Origin of the sequence: Streptosporangium sp. NPDC020072, assembly GCF_040631445.1 — a bacterium.
GTDB lineage: Bacteria > Actinomycetota > Actinomycetes > Streptosporangiales > Streptosporangiaceae > Streptosporangium.
Map to the genome: position 1 here is coordinate 196,752 of NZ_JBEYAB010000010.1, position 21,596 is coordinate 218,347.

General features: G+C 69.2%; 19 protein-coding genes. 11 read left to right on the forward strand and 8 right to left on the reverse strand.

The genetic code is table 11. The features are described from left to right. Positions 1-10 precede the first annotated feature (10 nt). Positions 11-1,315, forward strand: coding sequence for a hypothetical protein (locus ABZ470_RS24960; RefSeq protein ID WP_362914176.1), 1,305 nt, complete (start codon positions 11-13; stop codon positions 1,313-1,315). Between the two features lie 92 nt (positions 1,316-1,407). After that, the gene (locus ABZ470_RS24965; protein ID WP_362914178.1) at positions 1,408-3,093 is read left to right on the forward strand and encodes a hypothetical protein; all 1,686 of its coding nucleotides are present in this window, start codon (positions 1,408-1,410) and stop codon (positions 3,091-3,093) included. 395 nt (positions 3,094-3,488) lie between these two features. Here the strand turns inward: ABZ470_RS24965 and ABZ470_RS24970 are convergent, their stop codons facing one another. The 7 genes from ABZ470_RS24970 to ABZ470_RS25000 form a co-directional block, all read right to left on the reverse strand. Then, positions 3,489-4,250: a succinate dehydrogenase/fumarate reductase iron-sulfur subunit gene (locus ABZ470_RS24970; protein WP_352013759.1), complete on the reverse strand. Its 762-nt coding sequence runs from the start codon at positions 4,248-4,250 to the stop codon at positions 3,489-3,491. 2 nt (positions 4,251-4,252) lie between these two features. Continuing rightward, complete coding sequence (locus tag ABZ470_RS24975) at positions 4,253-6,145, reverse strand: fumarate reductase/succinate dehydrogenase flavoprotein subunit (protein WP_352013758.1); 1,893 nt, start codon at positions 6,143-6,145, stop codon at positions 4,253-4,255. Between the two features lie 9 nt (positions 6,146-6,154). After that, positions 6,155-6,940: a hypothetical protein gene (locus ABZ470_RS24980; RefSeq protein ID WP_352013757.1), complete on the reverse strand. Its 786-nt coding sequence runs from the start codon at positions 6,938-6,940 to the stop codon at positions 6,155-6,157. 294 nt (positions 6,941-7,234) lie between these two features. Then, on the reverse strand, positions 7,235-7,684 hold the full coding sequence (locus tag ABZ470_RS24985) for a response regulator (RefSeq protein ID WP_352013756.1): 450 nt from the start codon (positions 7,682-7,684) through the stop codon (positions 7,235-7,237). After that, entirely contained in the window at positions 7,677-9,260 is a 1,584-nt protein-coding gene (locus ABZ470_RS24990) for an ATP-binding protein (protein WP_352013755.1), read from the reverse strand. The genes ABZ470_RS24985 and ABZ470_RS24990 overlap by 8 nt, the downstream gene beginning before the upstream one ends. After that, a complete protein-coding gene (locus ABZ470_RS24995; protein ID WP_352013754.1) occupies positions 9,257-10,423 on the reverse strand; it encodes a SpoIIE family protein phosphatase in 1,167 nt (388 codons plus the stop codon). The genes ABZ470_RS24990 and ABZ470_RS24995 overlap by 4 nt, the downstream gene beginning before the upstream one ends. A gap of 114 nt (positions 10,424-10,537) precedes the next feature. After that, entirely contained in the window at positions 10,538-11,470 is a 933-nt protein-coding gene (locus ABZ470_RS25000; RefSeq protein ID WP_352013753.1) for a LysR substrate-binding domain-containing protein, read from the reverse strand. A 209-nt stretch (positions 11,471-11,679) separates the two neighbouring features. Between ABZ470_RS25000 and ABZ470_RS25005 the strand changes: the two genes are divergently transcribed. The 7 genes from ABZ470_RS25005 (at position 11,680) to ABZ470_RS25035 (ending at position 19,861) form a co-directional block, all read left to right on the forward strand. After that, positions 11,680-12,438: a succinate dehydrogenase cytochrome b subunit gene (locus ABZ470_RS25005; RefSeq protein ID WP_352013752.1), complete on the forward strand. Its 759-nt coding sequence runs from the start codon at positions 11,680-11,682 to the stop codon at positions 12,436-12,438. Then, positions 12,435-14,360, forward strand: coding sequence for a fumarate reductase/succinate dehydrogenase flavoprotein subunit (locus ABZ470_RS25010; protein ID WP_362914181.1), 1,926 nt, complete (start codon positions 12,435-12,437; stop codon positions 14,358-14,360). Before ABZ470_RS25005 ends, ABZ470_RS25010 begins: the two co-directional genes overlap by 4 nt. 72 nt (positions 14,361-14,432) lie before the next feature. Continuing rightward, on the forward strand, positions 14,433-15,170 hold the full coding sequence (locus ABZ470_RS25015) for a succinate dehydrogenase/fumarate reductase iron-sulfur subunit (RefSeq protein WP_352013750.1): 738 nt from the start codon (positions 14,433-14,435) through the stop codon (positions 15,168-15,170). Between the two features lie 169 nt (positions 15,171-15,339). Continuing rightward, positions 15,340-16,029, forward strand: a complete 690-nt coding sequence (locus tag ABZ470_RS25020) for a DUF4097 family beta strand repeat-containing protein (RefSeq protein WP_352013749.1) — start codon at positions 15,340-15,342, stop codon at positions 16,027-16,029. Between the two features lie 90 nt (positions 16,030-16,119). Then, a complete protein-coding gene (locus tag ABZ470_RS25025) occupies positions 16,120-17,646 on the forward strand; it encodes a hypothetical protein (protein WP_352013748.1) in 1,527 nt (508 codons plus the stop codon). 12 nt (positions 17,647-17,658) lie between these two features. Then, a complete protein-coding gene (locus tag ABZ470_RS25030) occupies positions 17,659-18,099 on the forward strand; it encodes a hypothetical protein (RefSeq protein WP_362776570.1) in 441 nt (146 codons plus the stop codon). Positions 18,100-18,259: 160 nt separating this feature from the next. After that, positions 18,260-19,861: an MFS transporter gene (locus ABZ470_RS25035; protein WP_352013746.1), complete on the forward strand. Its 1,602-nt coding sequence runs from the start codon at positions 18,260-18,262 to the stop codon at positions 19,859-19,861. 268 nt (positions 19,862-20,129) lie between these two features. Here the strand turns inward: ABZ470_RS25035 and ABZ470_RS25040 are convergent, their stop codons facing one another. Then, positions 20,130-20,318, reverse strand: coding sequence for a hypothetical protein (locus tag ABZ470_RS25040; protein ID WP_362914184.1), 189 nt, complete (start codon positions 20,316-20,318; stop codon positions 20,130-20,132). Between the two features lie 213 nt (positions 20,319-20,531). Here ABZ470_RS25040 and ABZ470_RS25045 point away from each other — a divergent pair, with 213 nt between their 5' ends. Further along, complete coding sequence (locus ABZ470_RS25045; protein WP_352013744.1) at positions 20,532-21,101, forward strand: MauE/DoxX family redox-associated membrane protein; 570 nt, start codon at positions 20,532-20,534, stop codon at positions 21,099-21,101. A 206-nt stretch (positions 21,102-21,307) separates the two neighbouring features. Continuing rightward, positions 21,308-21,577, forward strand: a complete 270-nt coding sequence (locus ABZ470_RS25050) for a hypothetical protein (RefSeq protein ID WP_362914186.1) — start codon at positions 21,308-21,310, stop codon at positions 21,575-21,577. Positions 21,578-21,596 lie beyond the last annotated feature (19 nt).

Sequence of the window (21,596 nt, forward strand, 5' to 3'; positions counted from 1 at the left end):
CCTGGGGGAGGTGAGCGCGCGCACGTCCGTTGACGTGCTGGTCGACGCGCCCACGGCCGGGGCCTGGCCCGTCGGGCTGGCCGCGCTGCTGCGGATGCGCACCCCGGAGGGCGAGTGGGTGACCCGTACGGCCACCGGCCTGCGGGGGGCACGGCCCACGGGCGGCCCCGGGGAGGCGGACTTCCTGCCGCGGCGGCGCCCCGAGAGGATCGAGATCGAGCCGATCGCCTGGGAACGGCCCGAGGGAAGCGGTTCGTCGGCGCCGGGCCCGGACACCCGGGGTGTTCCTGGCTCGCCGGGAGAAGAGGGGGCGGGGGAGCGGGGGAGCGCGTGGGCCCCGGCGATCCAGGGGCCGGGATCCGTTCCGCCGGCGCAGGGGACTCCGCTGACTCAGGGGTCTCCGCCGGTCTGGGAGCCAGGGGAGACCCTTCCAGGGCAGGGGGCGGAGGCCGCCCGTCCGGTCCCGGGGGCAGAGGTCGTGCCTCCGGTCCGGAAGCCGGGGACCGTCCGTCCGGTGAAGGGAGCGGGAGGGGTTCCTCCGGCCTTGGGTGTGGAGGCTGTGCCGCCGGTTCAGGGGTCGGGGAACGTCCGTCCGGTTCCGGGGGCGGAGGTCGTGCCGCCGGTTCGGGGGGCGGAGGCTGTGCCGCCGGTTCGGTGGCCAGGGGTTGTCCGTCCGGTTCCGGAGGCGGAGGTCGTGCCGCCGGAAGGCGGTTCCGGGGAGGTGGATCAGGGGGCGGACCCCGGGCGGGACCGGGGCGAGGTCACGGAGGTGGGTGTCCAGCCTGGGCCTGAGCCGTACGAGACGGTCACGCCGCCCACGTCGCATAAGGCGGTCAGAGCGCCGAAGGGGCCGGGCGCCGGGCGGCGGGCGGAGGTTCCCGGGCCGCCGGTCCCGGCCGGTGTCCCAGGGGCCGGGCAGACGGCCAACATGCTGGGGGCCGGGCAGGCGGCCAACGTGCCGGAGACCGGATCGGCGGCCAATGCGCCGGGGGCAGGGGCGGCGGTCAACGTGCCGGGGGCAGGGCAGGTACCTCCGCTGTGGAACGACCCCAACCTGAGGATGCCGCTGGCTGCGCCGACGGCCGTCGGCGCAGGGCCCCCCGCGTCCCCCGCGATCGCCACGGATGCCCCGCCGCCGGGTGCGCCGTTGCCCCAGGACGTGGACGGGCCCGGTCAGGAGATCGAGCCGGTGGCCCTGTGGACTCCGTCCTTGACTGGCGCGAATGGATTTCCCGTGGTGGGGGGTTCGGTCGGCGGTCTGCTCGGTCTGCTGTGGCTGCAGGCGCGTATTCAGCGCAGACGCGGTACGCGATAGGTGTCATGAAACAGGGGTTTGTTATTCCTTTTATCCGACTAGTATTTCCTTGACTTGACTGGGCTTGTATAGGGAATCCTCGGAGGGCACCTGTGAGGCGATCACGGCGTGCGGCGACCGTCTCAGCCGTCCTGGTGTCGGTGGGAGTGTGCGCGGGACTGGTGGTCGCCAACGCGCCGTTCGCGAACCGGACCCCGGTCGGGGTCACCCGGCTGCTGGCCGCCAACCCCTCGGAGATCCCGGGCTGCGACATCGATCCCGCCGGGCCGTGTGAGGAGGAGCCGACGCCGGTCGTCACCGTCACGGTCACCAGCGACCCGGACCCGCTTCCCCCTTCGCCGACCCCGCAGAAGACGGTGACCACCACGGTCACCGTGACGCCGAGCCCGAAGCCCAAGAAGCCCAAGAAGCCGCAGGTTCCGGAGCCGACCCCCACCCCGGCGACGGTCGAGACGCCGACCACCGCGCCGGTGGTCCCCGATCCGACGCCGGCGGCCGATCCGACGCCCTCCGACCAGGCGCCGGTCTTCCCCACCACGGAGGAGACCCAGCAGCCGACCCCGACCCCGACCCTGACCCCCGTGACCGGCGCCACGCCCGAGCCGACCGAGAGCACCACGTTCGAGGACAACGGGCCCGCCTCGGTGCCCTACGAGATCCGTAACGCGGGCTCCGACTTCGACGCCGCCGGGCTGAGCCAGCGGCTCGGCATCCCGGCGTTGGTCCTGGCGCTGCTGGTCCTGTTCGCCGTGTTGATCTTCGAGGGCAGGCTGCGCCGTCTGGCCCACGCCTCCGCCGTACGCAGGGCCGGACCGCGTGGCCCGGGTGCCGGGCTCGACCCGAGGCTCTACCCGCAGGGCGCCGCCTACGCCCCCGCGCCGGGCATGCCGCCCACGGTCTATCAGGGCGGTACGGCCTACGCCCCGATCATCAGCTTCGTCCCCATGCAGATGTACGCCCCGGTGCTTCCCGAGGGCTACGCGCCGGAGCAGTACGAGCAGCCGACGAGCTACATGCCGGTTCCCGGCCAGGAGCAGCATCCCGGGTACGGCGAGCCTGCGCGGCCGGAGGAGTTCACCGGGGACGCCGCGAGGCCGTTCCCCCAGGGCTCGGAGCGCTTCGACGGCCCTCTCCCGCAGGATCCTCCCGGCGTTCCCCAGAGGGGCGTTCCCGGCGCCGTGCAGGGGGACTTCCCCGGGGCGCCGTTCCCGCAGCGACCGGACGAGTTCCCCGGGGCGCCGTTCCCGCCCGGTGACCTCCCCGGCGGAACCGGCGAGTTCCCCGGCGGCCTCCCCGGCGGAACCGGCGAGTTCCCCGGCGGAGCGGGAGGGTTCCCCGGCGGACCCGGGGAGTTCGCCGGGCCGATCCACGGGCCGCAGGGGCCGGGCGAGTTCCCGGGGGCGCCGTTCCCGCAGGAGCCGCGGGACGACAGGCGTCCCTTCGGTCTCGAACCGCTGCCCGGCACCAAGCCCGCAGGGGAACAGCAGCCTCGGCGTCCCTTCGGCCTTGAGCCGTTGCCCGGCACCAAGCCCGAACCCTCGGGAGGCCCGCAGGAGCCGCAGGGCGCCCGCCGTCCCTTCGGCCTTGAGCCGCTGCCCCCGGCCAAGTCCAAGAGGGGTAGGTCGAAGGCCCCCAAGCCCGAGGCTCCCAAGCCTGAGGCACCGGCCCCCGAGGTTTCCAACTTCGAGCCACCCGGTTCTGGCCCCTCGGGCACCGCGGTCTACCCCCTCCCCGGGGAGGGCGGCAAGAAGAAGCGCGGCCTGTTCCGCAAGAAGTAGTCACCTACCCCCGGGTCGCCACCCGGGGGTATTTGGCATGAAATACCTGGTCAAAGGTGATATGTCGGCCAGAGGGTGAGATTTCCGGCCCTAATAATTCATCAGCATTTTTCCGGATATGTCCTGACAGGAAATGGCCGGTCAACGCGGTGAAGCGAGCCGTACGGCACCGCCACGCGGCCGACGCGTCACAGCCGGCGCGGGGCGGTGGCGCCGTCACGCGGGTGGTGAGTCACAGACCGCGCATCACGGCCGGCGGACCACGGCTGGCGCGTCATGAAGGGCGTGGACCGGCGAAGTCGTTACGTGGGCGGCCGGTCGCGAGCCGTACGGGGTCATGAGCCCTGACATGCCGAGGCGCCGGTCACGGGGGTGACCGGCGCCGGGGCGGGGTGTCAGCTCTTCGAGCCGGACCGCTTGAAGATCTTGTTGCCGAGCCAGACCAGCGGGTCGTACCTACGGTCGACGACCCGTTCCTTCATCGGGATCAGCGCGTTGTCGGTGATCTTGATGTGCTCGGGGCAGACCTCGGTGCAGCACTTGGTGATGTTGCAGTACCCCAGACCGTGCTCCTCCTGCGCGGAGTCCTTGCGGTCGGCCACGTCGTAGGGGTGCATGTCCAGCTCGGCGATCCGCATCAGGAAACGCGGACCGGCGAAGGCGGGCTTGTTCTCCTCGTGGTCACGGATCACGTGGCAGACGTTGTTGCACATGAAGCACTCGATGCACTTGCGGAACTCCTGGGACCGCTCGACGTCGATCTGCTGCATGCGGTACTCGCCCGGCTGCACGTCCGCGGGAGGGGTGAAGGACGGGATCTCGCGTGCCTTCTGGTAGTTGAAGGACACGTCCGTGACCAGGTCCTTGATCACCGGGAACGTCCGCATGGGCGTCACGGTGATCGTCTCGTCCTCCGTGAAGGTGGACATCCGGGTCATGCAGCCCAGGCGCGGCTTGCCGTTGATCTCCATGGAACACGAGCCGCACTTGCCGGCCTTGCAGTTCCAGCGGACCGCGAGGTCGGGGGCCTGGGTGGCCTGGAGCCTGTGGATGATGTCGAGGACGACCTCGCCCTCGTTCACCTCGACGGTGAAGTCCTCAAGCTTCCCCTCGCCGCCCTCGCCCCGCCACACGCGGAACTTCGCCTTGTAACTCATGGCTACTCCTTGACCAACGCGTCGAAGTCGGCCAGCTCATCCTCGGTGATGTACTTCTTCAGCTCGGCCCGGTCGAAAAGCGTGATCAGGTCGTCGCGCATGGGGGGCTGCACCTTCTCCTCGACGGACACGCCGGAGCCGTCGGAGGACAGGGCGCACACCAGGAGCCTGCGCCGCCACTCGGCCGACATGCCGGGGAAGTCGTCCCGGGTGTGACCGCCGCGGCTCTCCTCACGGATGAGAGCCGCCTTGGCGACGCACTCGGAGACCAGCAGCATGTTGCGCAGGTCCAGGCAGAGGTGCCAGCCGGGGTTGTAGATCCTGCTGCCCGCGGCGCCGACCCCCTGGGCCCGCTCCTTGAGCTTGCCCACGGCCTCCAGCGCCTCGGTGACCTCCTGGGCGTTGCGGATGATCCCGACGAGCTCGTTCATCGTCCGCTGGAGCTCCTGGTGGACCTGGTACGGGTTCTCCCCGGTGCGCTCAAGCGGGGCCAGCGCCTCCGCCTGCGCGGCCGAGACCGCCTCCTCGGTGGCCTGCGGCCTGGCGGCGAGCCCGTTGACGTACGCGGCCGCTCCCGCCCCCGCCCGGCGGCCGAAGACCAGCAGGTCCGACAGCGAGTTGCCGCCGAGCCGGTTGGAGCCGTGCATGCCGCCGGAGACCTCACCCGCGGCGAAGAGGCCGGGGACGTCCGCGGCGCCGGTGTCGGCGTCCACCTCGACCCCGCCCATGATGTAGTGACAGGTCGGGCCGACCTGCATGGGCTCGGCGGTGATGTCGACGTCGGCCAGCTCCTTGAACTGGTGGTGCATCGACGGCAGCCGCTTGATGATCTCCGCGGCCGGGAGCCTGCTGGACACGTCGAGGAAGACGCCGCCCTGGGGTGAGCCGCGACCGGCCTTCACCTCGGCGTTGATGGCCCTGGCGACCTCGTCACGGGGCAGCAGCTCCGGAGGACGCCGGTTGTTGGCCTGGTCGGTGTACCAGCGGTCGCCCTCCTCCTCGGTGGTGGCGTACTTGTCCTTGAACACGTCGGGGATGTAGTCGAACATGAAGCGCCTGCCCTCGGAGTTGCGCAGCACCCCGCCGTCACCGCGGACCGACTCGGTGACGAGGATGCCGCGGACCGAGGGAGGCCAGACCATCCCGGTCGGGTGGAACTGGATGAACTCCATGTTGATCAGCTTCGCCCCGGCCAGCAGCGCCAGCGCGTGGCCGTCGCCGGTGTACTCCCAGGAGTTGGAGGTCACCACGTAGGACTTGCCGATGCCGCCGGTGGCCAGCACGATCGCGGGGGCGTCGAAGACGATCAGCTTGCCGTTCTCCCGCCAGTAGCCGAAGGCCCCGGCGATTGCGTCGCCGTCCTTCAGCAGCCGGGTGATCGTGCACTCCTGGAAGACCTTGATGTAGGCCTCGGGGTCGCCGTGCAGCCGCTCGTCCTCCTGCTGGAGCGCGACCACCCGCTGCTGGAGGGTGCGGATCAGCTCAAGGCCGGTACGGTCGCCGACGTGGGCCAGCCGGGGGTACTCGTGGCCGCCGAAGTTACGCTGGCTGATCTTGCCGTCCTTGGTGCGGTCGAACAGCGCGCCCCAGGCCTCAAGCTCCCAGACCCGGTCGGGGGCCTCCTTGGCGTGCAGCTCGGCCATCCGCCAGTTGTTGAGGAACTTGCCGCCCCGCATGGTGTCGCGGAAGTGCACCATCCAGTTGTCGTCGCTGTTGACGTTGCCCATGGCCGCGGCGGCGCCGCCCTCGGCCATGACGGTGTGGGCCTTGCCGAACAGTGACTTGCAGACGATCGCGGTGCGCTTGCCCTGCTGGCGGGCCTCGATGGCCGCCCGTAGTCCCGCCCCGCCCGCGCCGATGACGACGACGTCGTATTCGTGACGCTCGATTTCCACTGGTGATCCTTATGCGAACGGGAAGTTGACGATGCCCTTGGCGACCAGCCGTACGTAGAGGTCGGCTCCCATGACGGTGAACATCGAGATGAGGGCGAGTTCCTGGTGCTTGGCGTTGAGCTTGGAGACGAAGCCCCAGGCCCGGTAACGGACCGGGTGCTTGGAGAAGTGGTTCAGCCGCCCGGCCGTGATGTGCCTGCAGGAGTGGCACGACAGCGTGTACAGGTTGATGAACACGGCGTTGACCACCAGGATCAGCGTCCCGAGAGCGAACGGCTTCTCCACCAGGGCCAGCACCGCGTCCCAGGCGAGGATCAGGCCGACCACGATCGCCGTGTAGAAGAAGTAACGGTGGGCGTTCTGCAGGATCAGCGGGAAGCGGGACTCACCGGTGTACTTGCCGTGCGGCTCGCTGACGGCGCACGCGGGCGGCGAGAGCCAGAACCCGCGGTAGTAGGCCTTGCGGTAGTAGTAACAGGTGAAACGGAAACCCGCGGGCAGGGCCAGGATCAGCAGGCTGGGCGACAGGGTGTACCAGTCGCCGAAGGGCGCGAACCCGAACAGGCGCGCCCCCTCGGGGCAGCTCGTGGCCAGGCACGGGGAAGAGAACGGAGCGATGTACGGCGCCGCGTAATAACTGTTGTCGAAGAGCGTCCACGTGGCGTAGACGAGGAACCCCCCGAAGATGATGAAGGTGACCAGCGGATAACGCCACCACTGGTCGGTGCGCAGCGTGCGCTCCTTGATCTGCGCGCGCTGCCTTCTGGCCGGGTTCTCGGCCGCTGTCTGGGTCATCGGAGACCTCTCCACCTCCCGCGGACCCCCGCTGCTCGCCGGAGGGGTCCGGGTCGTTTCAGTTGTCCGCGCACCGCGCCGTGGTCGCGCCGGATCACCGTGCGCGCGCTTGTTGGTGGGGATACGTTACGACGCTGCTACCCGCTCATGTGAGAAGCGTCACTCACATTTTCCGTCACCCGGTGTGATTCCTGTCACGTTGGTCAGGAGCAGGGAATAAGGACGCCACATTCCGCGAGCTGGGGAGGGCCGAGTGGAGATCCTCGGTCACGGGCCCCGCAGGGCCCGCCCGGGTCAGTAATGCTGGTCGGAGCTGGGGAGTTTGACCACGGTCACGAAGAAGTCGTCGATCCTGCGGACCACGCTGATGAACTGGTCGAAGTCGACGGGCTTGGAGACGTAGGCGTTGGCGTGCAGGTGGTAGCTGCGCAGGATGTCCTCCTCCGACTCCGAGGTGGTCAGCACGACCACCGGGATGCCGCGCAGCTTCTCGTCGCCCTTGATGTCCTGGAGCACCTCCCTGCCGTCCTTGCGGGGCAGGTTGAGGTCCAGCAGGATCAGGTCGGGCCGGGGCACGTCGGCGTACTCGCCCTCCTTGCGGAGGAAGGCCATGGCCTGCTCGCCGTCGTTGACGACGTGCAGTTTGTTCCTGACCTTGTTCAGCTCGAACGCCTCACGCGTCAGCAGGACGTCGCCCGGGTCGTCCTCGACGAGGAGCACGTCGATCCAGCGCAGGTCATTCATCGCTCTCTCCAGGGGGAAGGGTCCACCGGAAGGTCGTTCCCGGGTGCTCGGGAGCCTCGCTCTCCACCCAGATGCGGCCGCCGTGGTACTCGACGATCTTCTTGCACAGGGCCAGACCGATGCCGGTGCCCGCGTAGACGTCCCGGCCGTGCAGCCGCTGGAATATCAGAAAGATCCGGTCAGTGTACTTGCTCTCGATGCCTATCCCGTTGTCCGAGCAGGAGAACTCCCACATGTCCCCGGCGCGCCGTACGCCGATGTGGATCACGGGGGGCTCCTCGGAGCGGAACTTGACGGCGTTGCCGATGAGGTTCTGGAAGAGCTGGACGAGCTGGGTGCGGTTGCCGTGCACCGTGGGGAGGTCGTCGGAGGTGATCGTCGCCCCGGCCTCCTCGATCGGCGCGGCGAGGTTCCTCAGCGCCGCCTGCAACGGCACGTCGGCGTCGACCGGGGCCGGTTCGCCGCCCTTCCTGCCGACCCGGGAGAAGTCGAGCAGGTCGTTGATCAGCAGCTGCATGCGCTTGGCGCCGTCGACCGCGAAGGTGATGTACTGCTTGGCCCGGTCGTCGAGCTGGTCGCCGTAGCGCTGTTCGAGCATCTGGGTGAAGCTGGCCACCTTGCGCAGCGGTTCCTGCAGGTCGTGACTGGCCACGTAGGCGAACTGCTCAAGCTCGCCGTTCGAGCGCCGCAGCTCGGCCGCCTGCTCCTCAAGCTTGGCCTGGGCGTCCTCGACCCTGCGCCACTCGGCGATGATGCGCCGCCGCATGGAGTTCACATGGCCGGACAGCTCCGACAACTCGGAGGGGTGGTCGACCTTCAGCCGGTGCTCGAAGTCGCCCTGCGCGACCGCCCGGACCTGCCCGCTCAACTCGGCGAGCGGGCGCAGTACGGCGTTGCGCACGATGAGCGCGGCGCCGATCGCGGCCAGGAGCAGCGCCGCGACCACCCCGCCGAGCGCGAGGTACAGGGCCTGCCAGCCCCGGTCGAGACGTGCGCTGCCCTCGACGTGCAGCCGGTCGAGATTCTCCTGGAGGGCGACGATCGAACGGCGGACGTCGGCGAACCGGCTGGCGTTGATGGGAGCGTTCCGCGAGGCCGTCTCCGACTTGTGGACGGGGATCTCGGCGATGACCTTGTCCACGTAGTCGCGGCGCCACGCCTGGGCCGCGGTCCTCAGGCGCTCCACGTCGGCTCTGATCGGCTGCTCGTCCGGCATCCTGGGCAGCAGGCCGTCGAGCGCGCGCAGGGCGTCGGTCTCCGCGGCGACGGCCTCCCGGTAGTCCTCAAGGGAGACGGCCTCGTTGGTCCTGCCGTACGCCCTGGCCGCGCTCTCCTGCGCCGACAGCGCGTTGGCGACGTCCATGGTGCGCAACGCCGCGGGATCGACGACGTCGGCCACGGCCACGCTGGCCGCCCTCGTCTCCTCGATCGAGGAGACGGTGAAGGCGGCGGAGATCGCGAACAGCAGGGTGATGGCGACCCCGGTGAGCGTGAACCACTGACCGACCCGCAGTCTGCCGAAGCCGCTCGCCGGGGTGACGGCGGGCAACGGCCTGATCTCCGCTCGCCGGCTCACCGTCCGCCGTTCCCGGAGGAGCCGCGGGAGATGAGCACGGTGGCGAGGTCGTCGCTGAGAGAGTCACCGTTGAGCTCGATCACCCGCTCGATCAACCGGTCGAGGTGGATGCCTCCGTGCTCGTGCACCAGAGCGAGCAGGCCCTCCGTGCCGAGCAGGTCGGGGCCTCCGCCGACGGTCGCCTCGATCAGGCCGTCGGTGTAGAACAGCAGCGACCAGTCGTCGCCGAGCGTGACCTCGATCTCCGACCAGACGACGTCCTTGAAGATGCCCAGCGGCGGCCCCGAGGGTGTGCCGGGGACCACGCCGATCGTGCCGTCGCGGATCAGCAGCGGCGGCGGGTGGCCGACCACGTGCATCCGCGCCCGGCTGAGCGCGGGGTCGATCGTGGCGATGCACAGCGTCGTGAAGATCTCCGCGGACTTGCGCTCCAGACGCAGCACGGAGTCGAGGACGCTCAGCAGCTCGTTGCCGGTGTGCCCGGCGAGCACCAGGGCCCGCCAGGCGATGCGCAGCGCGACGCCGAGCGCGGCCTCGTCGGGCCCGTGCCCGCACACGTCGCCGACGACCACGTGCACGGCGCCGTCCGGGCTCTGCACGGTGTCCCAGAAGTCACCGGCGAGCAGGGCGCGCCTGCGGCCGGGAAGGTAGCGGGCCTGGTGTTCGAGGCCGCCCTGTTCGAGCAGGGGGACGGGCAGCAGGCCGCGTTCGAGCCGGGAGTTCTCCTTGGTGAGCAGCTCGGCCTCGACCAGCCTGCGCTGGGCCAGGTCGGCGCGCTTGCGCTCCATCGCGTAACGGATGGCCCGCGCCAGCAGCCTGGCCTCCACGTCCTGCTTGACCAGGAAGTCCTGGGCGCCCGCCGCGACGGCCTCCACGCCCACGTGGGCGTCGTTCAGCCCGGTCAGCACGAGCACGGCGGCGTCGGGCACCATCGCCAGCACCTGTTCGAGCGCCTCAAGACCGGTGGCGTCGGGCAGGGAGAGATCGACGAGGACGCACTGGACGTCGTCGGTCAGCCGTTCCCGGCTCTCCTGCAGACTGCGCACCCAGATGATCTTCGGCGGGTTGTTGGCCTGGGCGAGCAGTTCCTCCACGAGAAAGGCGTCGCCCGCGTCGTCCTCAATGAGTAGGACGGTGAGCGTTTCGTTGGGCGGGGCGGTCACTGACCCCTCTTCGCTGTCTCAGGGGGAACCTACTTGACGGTATGAAGAATAGTGCGGCACCCGGACGTACGGGACAACGACCGCCCGGACTGCGCCGTCCGGTCGCGCGCTCGCTCAGTCCTGGACGATCAGCTCAAGGCCTTCGGGAAGACTACCCTCATGGGAGGCCTCGGCCAGGAAGAACAGCAACGTGTCACGGAACGCCTGGGCGGCCCTGGTCGGTTCGACGTCCTTGCGGTGGGCGATGGCGATCGTACGGCGCAGCCCGGGAGGCGCCAGCGGCGTCCCGGTCAGCCCGGGGCGGCCGTCCAGGACCATCGAGGGCACCAGGGCGATGCCGAGCCCGGCCTCGACGAAGCGGAGCACGGCGTCCATCTCACCGCCCTCGACCGACAGCCTCGGTTCGAACCCCGCCTGACGGCAGGCGCCCAGCGTCGCCTCCCGCAGGTCGTAGCCCCGCCGGAACATCACCATCGGCTGCCCGCGCAGGTCCTCTATCCGCATGTACGGCCTGCGCGCGTGCGAGATGGACGGGGCGACCACGACCAGGTTCTCCCGCAGCACCTCCTCGGTGACCAGGGAGGGGTCGTCGTTCTGCAACGGCATGATGATCAGCGCCATGTCGAGCTGGCCACGGGCGAGGGCGCGGACCAGGTCGCGGGAGCCGCCCTCCTCGACGAGCAGCTCGATGCCGGGGTAGGAACGGTGGAACCTGGCCAGGGCGTCGGCCATCAGCCCGGCGCACAGCGAGGGGGTGGCGCCGAGCCGTACCCTGCCGCGGCGCAGGCCGGCCAGCTCGGCGACCTCACGCCTGGCCGTCTCGGCGTCGGCCAGCATCCTGCGGGCCAGCGGCAGCAGGGCCTCCCCGGCGGCGGTCAGGGTGACGTTCCCCCGGGCCCGGCTGAACAGCGGCGCGCCGAGATCGGCCTCAAGAGCCCTGATCTGCTTGCTCAGCGAGGGCTGCGCGACCCGCATCCGCTCGGCCGCGTGGGTGAAGTGCCGGGAGTCGGCCACAGCCACGAAGTAGGCCAGTTGCTGGAGCTGCACGTTTCCCTAGCGTACGGATGGGCCGGTGGCGGATTCGGGGCGGCCCCCCGACCCCGGGACAATGACGGACCCGGTGTGAGATTGCTCGCATCCGCGCGGGGGTCGTCGTTGTAAAACCCGCATAAACCCAGACCTGATAGCCGGGGGCTATGGGAACCACATCCACGATGACTTGGACGAGGGGAAACCACCCTACCTAGCGTCGAGACGTGACTGCCACGATTGAGCGCGGCGCCGCCACAGCGCCGGTCAAACCCTCCGGGTCCGCCAAGACCCCATCCCCCAGGAGGTCAGGCGGCTTCCTGGGCTCGTCCAACGGTAAGAAGGCCGTGATGGCCGTCACCGGTGCCATCCTGGTGCTCTTCCTGGTCGGCCACATGGCCGGCAACCTCAAGAGCTTCTTCGGCGCCGAGGCGTTCAACACCTACGCCGAGTTCCTGCGGACGATGGGCGAGCCGCTCGTGCCGCGCAGGGTTCTGCTCACCCTCGTCGAGGTCGTGCTGTTCGCCTCCGTCGTACTGCACATGTGGTCGGCCGTGTCCCTGGCCCGCAGGGCGAACAAGGCCCGCCCGGTCAAGTACGCGGCCAAGCGCAAGTCCCAGGCCAGCGGCTACGCCACCCACGTCATGCGCTGGGGCGGCCTGACCATCCTCCTCTTCGTCGTCTGGCACCTGCTCGACCTGACCTTCGGCGTGGTCAACCCGGCCGGTTGGGACGGCACGCCCTACGACAGGCTGGTCGAGGGGTTCGCGACGTCGCGCTGGTGGGTGACCGCCTTCTACGTGCTCGCCGTCGTCATGGTCGGCCTGCACCTGCGGCACGGCCTGTGGAGCGCCTTCCAGACGCTCGGCCTCGCGGGCTCGCGCAGCTACCGCCCGCTGAAGGCCGTCGCGGCCGTGGTCTCCGCCGTGCTGGTGCTCGGCTTCCTCGCCGTCCCCGTCGCGGTCATGATCGGAGTTGTCAAGTGACGAAGTACACCCTCGGTGAGCCGATCCGCGACACCAAGGCCCCCGAGGGGCCGATCGAGGATCGCTGGGAGAAGCGCAAGTTCGGCGCCAAGCTCGTCAACCCGGCCAACAAGCGCAAGCTGCACGTCATCGTGGTCGGCACCGGCCTGGCGGGCGGTTCGGCCGCCGCGACCCTCGGTGAACTCGGCTACAACGTCACCTCCTTCTGCTACCAGGACTCGCCCAGGCGCGCCCACTCGATCGCCGCCCAGGGCGGCATCAACGCGGCCAAGAACTACCGGGGTGACGGCGACTCGATCTACCGGCTGTTCTACGACACGGTCAAGGGCGGCGACTTCCGGGCCCGTGAGTCGAACGTCTACCGGCTCGCCCAGGTCAGCGTGAACATCATCGACCAGGCGGTCGCCCAGGGCGTGCCGTTCGCCCGTGAGTACGGCGGCCTGCTCGACACCCGCTCCTTCGGCGGAGCCCAGGTCTCCCGCACCTTCTACGCCAGGGGCCAGACGGGCCAGCAGCTGCTGCTGGGCGCCTACCAGGCGCTCGAACGGCAGATCGCCGCGGGGACCGTGAAGATGAACACCCGTCACGAGATGCTCGACCTGATCGTCTCCGACGGCAGGGCGCGGGGCGTCATCGTCAGGGACATGGTCACCGGGGAGATCGAGCGGCACGTGGCCGACGCGGTCGTGCTGGCCAGCGGCGGCTACGGGAACGTCTTCTTCCTTTCGACCAACGCCAAGGGCTGCAACACCACGGCCATCTGGCGCGCGCACCGGCGTGGCGCGATGTTCGCCAACCCCTGCTACACCCAGATCCACCCGACCTGCATCCCGGTCAGCGGCGACTACCAGTCCAAGCTGACGCTGATGTCGGAGTCGCTGCGCAACGACGGCCGCGTGTGGGTGCCGGTCAAGGCGGGCGACGACCGCCCGGCGGCGCAGATCCCCGAGGACGAGCGCGACTACTACCTGGAGCGCATCTACCCGGCGTTCGGCAACCTGGTCCCGCGTGACATCGCCTCCCGCGCCGCGAAGAACGTCTGCGACGAGGGCAGGGGTGTCGGCCCCGGCGGCCTGGGCGTCTACCTCGACTTCGCCGACGCGATCCGCCGCCTCGGCCGTGACGCGGTCGAGAAGAAGTACGGCAACCTCTTCGAGATGTACGAGCGCATCACCGGCGAGGACCCCTACACCCAGCCGATGCGCATCTACCCGGCCGTCCACTACACCATGGGCGGCCTGTGGGTGGACTACGACCTGCAGTCCACGATCCCCGGCCTGTTCGTGATCGGTGAGGCCAACTTCTCCGACCACGGCGCCAACCGCCTCGGCGCCTCGGCGCTGATGCAGGGCCTGGCGGACGGTTACTTCGTGCTGCCGACGACCATCGGCGACTACCTCGCCAACGGCCCCTACGGTGAGGTCGAGGAGCAGGCCGTCGCCGACGCGGAGACCGCGGTGCGCGAGAAGATCGCGAAGCTGCTCGCGGTCAACGGCGACCGTACCCCGGACTCCTACCACCGTGAGCTGGGCAAGCTCATGTGGGACTACTGCGGCATGGAGCGCACCGAGGAGTCGCTGCGCAAGGCGCTCGAACGCATCCCCGAACTGCGTGAGGAGTTCTGGAGGAACGTCAAGGTCTCCGGGACGGCCGAGGAGCTCAACCAGGTGCTCGAAAGGGCCGGGCGGGTCGCCGACTTCTTCGACCTGGCCGAGCTGATGTGTCTCGACGCGCTGCACCGCACCGAGTCGTGCGGCGGACACTTCCGCGCCGAGTCGCAGGACGCCGACGGTGAGGCCCTGCGCGACGACGAGAACTTCGCCTACGTCGCGGCCTGGGAGTACGGCGAGCAGGGCCCGGTCCTGCACAAGGAAGAGCTCGACTACGAGTACGTCAAGATGAGCCAGCGGAGCTACAAGTGAGCGCCTCCCGCGTGGCTCCAGACCGACGAGTGGTCCGTACAGCGAACGAGGAGCGGTAAGCGAGCCATGGGTATGAACCTGACACTCAAGGTCTGGCGCCAGAAGGGCCCCCAGGACGAGGGGCGGATGGTCACCTACCGTGTCGAGGACGTCTCGCCGGACATGTCCTTCCTGGAGATGCTCGACGTGCTCAACGAGCGTCTCATCCTGGAGGGCGACGACCCGATCGCCTTCGACCACGACTGCCGCGAGGGCATCTGCGGCATGTGCGGCATGGTCATCAACGGCGTGGCGCACGGTGAGCAGGTGGCGACCACCACCTGTCAGCTGCACATGCGGCACTTCGCGGACAACGCGGTCATCACCATCGAGCCGTGGCGCGCGGCGCCGTTCCCGGTGGTCAAGGACCTGGTCGTGGACCGCTCCGCGTTCGACCGGATCATCCAGGCGGGCGGTTTCGTCTCCGTTCCCGCCGGGTCGGCCCCCGACGCGCACAGCGTCCCGGTGAAGAAGGACGACGCCGACGCGGCCTTCGACGCGGCGACCTGCATCGGCTGCGGCGCCTGCGTCGCGGCCTGCCCGAACGGCTCGGCGTCGCTGTTCACCGCGGCCAAGATCACGCACCTGGGCCTGCTGCCGCAGGGCCAGCCCGAGCGTGACGCCCGCGCCAGGGCCATGGTCGAGCAGATGGACGCCGAGGGCTTCGGCGGCTGCACCAACACCGGCGAGTGCACGGCGGTCTGCCCCAAGGGCATCCCGCTGGACACCATCGCCAGGATGAACCACGACTACCTCAAGGCCTCCAGGTAGGCCCCACAGCCAAGAAGGCCCGGTTCCCCGTGGGGGCCGGGCCTTCGGCCTGCCGTCCGGCGGCCGCGGCGACAAGACCGGATGAGGGCCATCGCCCCCTAAGGGATCCCCGAGGTTTTCCAGGGACATCCCTGATGCGTGTTCGTGAGGCCGTTGGGAGGATCATCGGGTGAAGAAGATCGTGGCAGGCGGGGGCCTGCTGACCGTCGCGGTGCTCCTGACGGGGTGTGGGCTGACGAACATCGGCTCCGCCTCCCATCATGAGACCGCGACCCACCAGGTCACCGAGAAGGTCACAAAGCTGAACGTCAGGGGCAGGTCGGGCGACGTCTCGGTGACCGAGGTAACCGGGGGCGGCGTCAAGGTCGTCGAGACGGCCCGGTGGAACGACGAGAAGCCGGAGACCACGCGCAGGGTCCAGGGGGAGACCCTGTTCGTGAGCTACAACTGCCCGTCGAGCATGGACAACTGCGGCGTCGACTACCGGATCGAGATCCCCAAGGGGACGACCGTCGATCTGCAGACGGGCTCGGGACACGTCAGGCTCACCTCCCTGACCGGGGCGATCACCGCCGTCACGGGGTCGGGCGACATCACCGGCACGGGGCTGTCGGGCAGGAAGGTCTTCACCAAGGTCGGCTCGGGAACCGCCGAGCTGGGATACACCGCCGTCCCCGACGAGGTCGAGATGCGGGGCGGTTCCGGCGACGTGACCGTCCGCCTCCCCGGCGGGCCGTACAACGTGTCGACCAGGGCGGGATCGGGTGACAGGGAGGTCTCCGTGCCGCAGGATCCGGCCTCCGCGCACAAGGTCGTGATGTCCACCGGCTCCGGCGACATCAAGGTGCTGGTCGGCTGACGCTCTTCGCGGGCGAGTTGCGCGTGATCCCTTTTATCTGAAATAAGGGGACCCGCAACTCGCTCGGAGTCAGACCACGGGGGACGTCACGTGTTAGATGCCCGGCGCCATGACGACCTCACTCCTCAGCTGATCGACTCACCGATCTGGCACGACCAGATGGTCCAGGAAGCGGGCATCCCGTTCCACGACGTGCCGCTGGTCTCGGTGGGCGGGGGACTCGGCTCCTTCACCCTCGTCGACGTGCTGAGGATCTGCGGGGTGCCCACCTCGTCCATACGCGTGCTGTCCAACAGCGACACCCCGTGGCAGAGCTGGGAGTACCTCACCCGAGTCTCCCAGCTGCCGCCTGAGGAGCGCATCCGCTCCGACGCGGGGGCCAGGCCGGACAACATCTGGGGCTTCCCGTCCTACGCCGTGCACGAGGCCTGGCGGGACAGGTCGCCCAAACTGCTCTGGCAGGTCCTGGTCGAGCCGCTCCTGACCGACTTCTTCAGTCCCAGGGCCTCGACGGTCTTCTCCACCGTCAAACGCGAGGCCGACCGCGTCTCGTACTGGGAGATGCTGCTCAAGGGGCAGGTACGGATGGTCCGCCGCAGGTTCGGGGGCGGCTACTTCACGCTCCTCACCCCTCCGGCGGGCATGACGCCGACCAAGCGGGTGGCGATCCGCTCCCGGTATGTGCACCTGGCGGTCGGTTACCCCGGCCTGAAGTTCCTTGAGGACCTCCAGTGCTTCCGGGAGACCTACAACGACTACCACCACGTCGTCAACGCCTACGAGCCGCACGAGCACGTCTACGAGTTCCTCAAGACCAGGCCGGGCACGGTGGTGGTGCGCGGCTCCGGGATCGTCGCCTCCCGGGTGCTCCAGCGGCTGATGGACGACCGGGAGCGCTACGGCCTGCACACCCAGATCGTGCACCTGCTGCGCACGTACGTGACCGGACCCCACGGCCCGAGCCCGTGGATGCGGCGCCCCGGCGGGGACGGCTGGGCCTACCAGGCGTTCACCCTGCCCAAGTCGGCCTTCGGCGGCCAGCTGAAGGCGCGGTTCCGCCGGGCGGAGGGCGCCGAACGCGCGGCGCTGGCCAAGCTCGTGGGAGGCACGACCACGCCGAAGCTGCGCCGCTGGCAGGAGCAGATGCGCCGGGGCCGGGAGGGCAACTGGTACCACGCGATCCAGGCGGTGGTCCACCGGGTCGAACCGACCCCGGACGGGCGGCTGGTCAGCTTCACCAGCAGCGACGACGGCAGGGCCGGGCAGGTCGTCTCGGACTTCATCGTCGACTGCACCGGGCTTGAGGCCGACATGCCCGAGCACCGGGTCCTGGCGGACCTGCTCGAACACGGCGGAGCCCAGCGCAACGGCGCCGGTCGCCTGGCCGTCGGCAGGAACTTCGAGGTGAGCGGCGCGGGCAGCGGGGACGGCATGCTGTACGCCTCCGGTGCCGCCGTCGCGGGCAACCACTTCCCGGCGGTGGACAGCTTCCTCGGCATGCAGACCGCCGCCCTCGACATCGCCGCCGACCTCTCCCGGCGCGGGTTCTGCGCCGGGCTCGGCCCCCTGCGCTCGGTCAGCCAGTGGTTCAAGTGGGCCGCGGGCCGTCCCATCTGAGGAGTTCACGTCGTGATCCCCACCCTCGCCGGTCGTCTCCAGACCCGGATCTTCCTGCTCGCCACCGTCGGCGTGGTCCTCACGGCGCTGGTCGTGCCGGTGCTGCCGGGCACGAGAGGCCCCATGTCCAGGACGTACGGCGTCGCCTACCTCATCCTGCTCGCGGTCGCCGTCGTCGGCCTGCTCTGGGAACTGCTCTACCACCTGCTGATGCAGTTCCGCTGGGACAAGGACTGGCCGACGCTCTTCGGGCTGCTCACGATCGTCCCCGAGGGCCTGCTCATGTGGGTCCTGCTGGACCAGAGGCTGATTCCCGGCATCACCCGCCCGGTGGCCTTCTCGACGTTCGCGACCATGTTCACGGTCGTCTGGATCGGCCAGTGGCTGTTCGCCAACGGCCCGATGCGGGTGCTGTCGGTCCACTGGCGGCTGCGCGGCGGCCGGATCATCTGACCCACAAGCGGTTCACAAGTCACGGATGATGCACTGTTCGACGAACCAAAGCGGTGCGGAACGCATCGAACAAGCAGACATCTCGCGGCAGTGACCGAAACCCGATCGGGCCCATCTCCCGGGTGTCACCCCCCTGACGATCGTGATCCCGAGGGAACTCATGAGCAAACGGCCCGTGGGCGGCATCGACTTCGCCCACCCCCTGGCTTTCTGGACCGGATTTCTCACCTGCGTGGCGGGGGTGGCGCTGCACATCCCGATGTACGTGCACGCCGCGGACATGGGCTTCCACATGGCGGGCATGCCGATGGACATCCCGATGACGGTCGGCATGGCGTTGATCGTCGTCGGGCTGGCGGTGACCACGTACGGGCTCGTCCCGCGTGATCTCAAGGCCGCGAGGCAGGCCGGTGAGGTGCGCATCCGTACCTCCGACGACGCCGGGCTCCGCCCCGCGCACATCGGCCTGATCCTCGTGATGACCGCCGCGGTGACCATCGACGCGATGAAGCCGATCACGCTGGCGTTCGTGGCCCCGGGCATGGGCAAGGAGTACGGCCTCAAGTCGGCCCTCAACCCGGGCGGCGACCTGCCCGTCGCGCTCCTTCCGCTGTTCGGCCTGACGGGAACGGTCCTGGGGTCGTTCCTGTGGGGATGGCTCGGCGACCGGATCGGACGGCGGGCGGCCATCCTGCTGGCCGGGGTGATGTTCGTGGCGACCGCGATCTGCGGGGCGATGCCGTCCTTCGGATGGAACCTGGTGATGTGCCTGGTCATGGGACTCGCCGCGGGCGGCATGCTGCCCATCACCTTCTCGCTGCTGGCCGAGACGATCCCGGGACGGCACCGGGGCTGGGTCATGGTGCTCATCGGCGGCAACCTGGCCCTGGCCTACGCCATGACGAGCTGGCTGTCGTCCGAGCTCATCCCCGTCTACTCGTGGCGGTCGCTGTGGCTGCTGGGCATCCCCACCGGAGTGGTGCTCATCCTGCTGAACCGCTGGATCCCCGAGTCGCCCCGGTTCCTGCTGGCCCACGGCCGTGAGGAGGAGGCGCGGGCCATCATGGTCAGGTACGGTTCCACGGAGGCGGCCGAGGCCAAGATCGAGCGGGCCGTCACCGAGGAGAGCGCCGCGGACAAGGGCGGTTACACGCCGTTGTTCCACCGTCCCTTCACCGGCCTCAGCGTCGCGGTGGTGATCCTGGGGCTGAGCGTCGGGCTGGTCACCTACGGTTTCCAGCTCTGGATCCCCTCCAACCTGCAAAAGCTCGGCCTCGCCCAGCAGGCCGCCGACCGCGCGCTGCGGGACTCGGCGCTACTGGGTCTGCCGCTGGTCTTCGTCGCCGCCGCGATGTACGGGCTGTGGAGCGCGAAGAAGACCATCGTCGTGCTGAGCGCCCTGGTGGCCGCCGCCCTGCTGGCCTTCTCCGTGGCGGGGGATTCGCTGGTGCACGACGAAACCTGGCTGTACGTGCTGCTCGCGGGCCCGATCGTCGGCACCGCCACGATCGCCGCGGTGGTGGCGGCCTACAGTTCGGAGATCTACCCGACCCGGATCCGCTCGCGTGGCTCCGGCCTGTCCGCCGGGGTCGGCAAGTTCGGCGGGGTCGCGGTCACGGCCGTCCTGGTCGCCGGGGTCACGGTCCCCTCCATCGGCGCCACCGCCCTCCTGGGCGCGGTTCCCCTGGTCCTGGCGGTCCTGGCGGTCGCCCTCTTCGGCGTCGAGACCCGTAAGGCGAAGCCGCTGGGAACGACCGCGTAATCTCCCCCATCTGCCGTGACACCGTTCTGCGAGCCGCCGCGCGGCTCGCCGTTCGGTATGGCCCTCATGCCACCGGTGCGCCGCTGATGCGCCGCCGGTGCCGGCTGACCGCGGCGCGTTCTGCGTTTCGTCCGTCCACGGCGGCGCGCCGGTCGCCGTCTTTCACGTCGGCTCGGGAAGGCGAAGCGCCCCGTGCCGGACGAATCCTTTCCGGCGGTCACGATGTTTATCGGCTACCTTTTATTCGGCGGTGACGGCCGCCTCTTGTCTAGCAGTAGCAGGTCCTGACGTCGCACCCGCATCCGCTCCGGCAGTACGCGTCACAGGGGGCGTTCCAGTCGCATCCGAAGGTGCCCTTGCACTCCCAGCAGCTGGAGTAGCTTTTGATCACGACGGGGCCGCAGGCCGCCGAGGCCTCGACCCGGGGCACGAACATGCCAAGAAGACTGCTTCCCATCGCTTCGAGCTTCTTTGGGCTCGGCACTTCCTTTCGGCTGGGATTGCACACACGGCGCCGGTCGTGCCGATGATTGAAAAACGGATTTTGTGTTTGTGGCGGGCTTTATTGTGAGTTTGTCGTAACAGTGATTTCCGATGATGTCAACACTTGATGGCCGTGTATTCGGATGCCATACTGAAATTCAATTGCTGATCATGTGGAGGGCGTCCGGTGCAATATCTGGCGATCGGGCTCCGCTGTGTCATCGGCGCCGTGTTCCTAATATCTTCGACGGGCAAGCTCATCGGGCGCGACACGTTCGGTGACTTCGTTGCCTCCATACGTGATATGCGTTTGGTGCCGCCGGCCTCGGTGCGTTCCCTCGCTCGAATTGTGCTGGGCGCAGAACTCGCGACATGGGTGTTGCTCGCGACACCCACACCCGTCACCGGCGTCGCCGGTTTCGTGGTCGCGGCGGGACTGCTCGCCGTGTTCACGGTGGTCGTCGTTCTTGTGGTGCGCAGGGGGACGCGGGCGGCGTGCCGGTGTTTCGGGGCGTCCTCCGTCCCGATGGGGCCGCGCCAGGCCATAAGGAACGTGATTCTCGCCGCGGTCGCCGTTGTCGGCGTGATCGGGACCCTGACACCGCAGAAAGGCCTGGAGACCGCTGGAGTGCTGATCGCCGTCCTCGGCGGGACGATGCTCGGCGTGCTGGTCACCGCGCTCGACGACATATTCGAGCTTTTCCAACCAATGAACAAGGACATCGAGCGGCGCCCATCCCCTCCGGCAGTCGGTTGAAGGAGGACGTCATGCTTTCTGTGATCACGGCCCTGGTGCTCGTCGGGACGTCTGCGTACCGAATCTGATCCTTTCGGTAGGGGTGATCAAACGCCTCCGGGAACACACGGAACCGCTGTCCAGGCCCGGCCACGGAGAAGTCATGTCCTCTCGGGGTGGGTGAGGAGGTCGGCGAATTCCTCACCTTGACCGTTGACGGTGGAACGTTGGGCAGGGAATCGCTGGCCGATGACACGGTGGTCGGGTTCTTCTCGCCGAGCTGTGGCCCCTGCCGGGAACGGTTGCCGAGGTTCGTGGAGTACGGCGGGGCGCTGTCCGGCGGACGGCGGCAGCGGCTCGCGCCGGCCCGCGCGCTCCTGCGCGACGGGCGTGACCTGATGATCCTCGACGAGCCCTCGGCGGGGCTGGACGCCGCGGCCGAGCACGAGATCCACGCCTCGCTCACCGCGCGGAGCGGACCGGCCCGCGGTACGTGACGCCGACCTCATCGTCGTG

Excerpts from the sequence above, each read along its gene's own strand:
- ABZ470_RS24970 (WP_352013759.1), bottom strand. The coding sequence starts at position 4,250 with ATGAGTTACAAGGCGAAGTTCCGCGTGTGGCGGGGCGAGGGCGGCGAG.
- ABZ470_RS25035 (WP_352013746.1), top strand. The coding sequence starts at position 18,260 with ATGAGCAAACGGCCCGTGGGCGGCATCGACTTCGCCCACCCCCTGGCT.
- ABZ470_RS24980 (WP_352013757.1), bottom strand. The coding sequence starts at position 6,940 with ATGACCCAGACAGCGGCCGAGAACCCGGCCAGAAGGCAGCGCGCGCAG.
- ABZ470_RS25040 (WP_362914184.1), bottom strand. The coding sequence starts at position 20,318 with ATGGGAAGCAGTCTTCTTGGCATGTTCGTGCCCCGGGTCGAGGCCTCG.
- ABZ470_RS24985 (WP_352013756.1), bottom strand. The coding sequence starts at position 7,684 with ATGAATGACCTGCGCTGGATCGACGTGCTCCTCGTCGAGGACGACCCG.
- ABZ470_RS25015 (WP_352013750.1), top strand. The coding sequence starts at position 14,433 with ATGAACCTGACACTCAAGGTCTGGCGCCAGAAGGGCCCCCAGGACGAG.